This window comes from Brevibacterium sp. S111 (assembly GCF_004745075.1).
In the GTDB taxonomy this organism is placed as follows: Bacteria; Actinomycetota; Actinomycetes; order Actinomycetales; family Brevibacteriaceae; genus Brevibacterium.
In genome coordinates, this window is the sequence record NZ_RHFH01000054.1 from 1 (window position 1) to 1,215 (window position 1,215).

1 protein-coding gene is annotated in these 1,215 nt (G+C 60.2%); it reads right to left on the minus strand.

The genetic code is table 11. The features are described from left to right. Nucleotides 1–3: 3 nt before the first annotated feature. The coding region (locus EB836_RS18000; RefSeq protein ID WP_135542818.1) for an ISL3 family transposase at nucleotides 4–1,215 on the minus strand (1,212 nt) is incomplete at its 5' end.

Genomic DNA, 1,215 nt, shown 5'->3' on the forward strand with positions numbered 1-1,215 from the left:
GGCTCATCGTAATTGAGAGTGTAGAACCGGTCTGAAGCCACCGGACTCGAGCAGACACCTCGCGATGTAATGCGTGAGGTTGCGGAATCCCAGCGCGGACCCGCGTAGATGCTCGAGTCTGCCGTTGATCGCTTCAGTGGGACCGTTCGACGTTCCCGGTCGGGTGAAGAATGCGAGCACATCAGCAGCTCGACGCTTCAACGTTCGTCCTAACCGTTTGAGCTCGACAAGTTCGGGTGGCAGATTCGTTGTCAGGGCGTCGATGACCGTTTGCAAGAGTCTCTTGCCCTCTTTGCGGTCCGCGGTTCGGTAAGCGCTGACAATGTCTTGGTAGACGGCCCAGGTGACTTCGACTTCGGTGAAGTTCGGGTCAGCGAAGAGGTTCGCGATTCTTTCCTGCTGCTTGGTCGTGAGTAAGCTGCTGCCCGTGTGAAGAGTTCTTCTTGCCCGGTACAACGGGTCCTTTGCTCGTCCGCGATGGCCGGTTGTCTCCTGCTGAACTCGGCGACGTACCTCGTCGAGGGCATCACCGGCGAGTTTGACGACGTGGAAGGGGTCCATGACTTCGACAGCGTCGGGCAGCTCCTCAGCTGAGGCTGTTTTGAAGCCGGAGAATCCGTCCATCGCGACGACGTCGATGCCCTCACGCCATTCTTTCGGTCGGTCTTTCAACCATTGTTTGAACACCTGCTTCGAACGGCCAGCCACCATGTCGAGCAGACGTGCCGAGCCTGTTCCCTCGCTGATCGGGGTGAGGTCGATGATGACGGTGACGTACTTGTCACCACGCCGGGTGTGCCGCCATACATGCTCGTCGACACCAATGACGCTGACCCCGTCGAAACGGGTCGGGTCGTTGATCAACAACCGCTGACCTTCGGCGAGGACGGCGGAGTTCGCGGTGTGCCAGGACACGGCGAGTTTCGCAGCGATGACGGACACGGTGTCGTGATCGATCACGAGAGCACGCAACGCCCAGTCGAGGCCGGTTCGCGAGATCTTCGCTCGTGGTGGCGCCGCAGCTGTGGTGTCTTGACGCCAGACGCGGCCACACTCGACGCACTTGTAACGGCGGAGGCGAATGTGAAGCGTGGTTGGTCGGTGGCCGAAAGGTTCGTGGGCCAGCTGGCGGACGACGGTATCGCGAACGATCCCGTGACCACCACATCGTCGGCACCAGTCATCAGCAGTGTTTGGACGGCATTCCAGAATGGC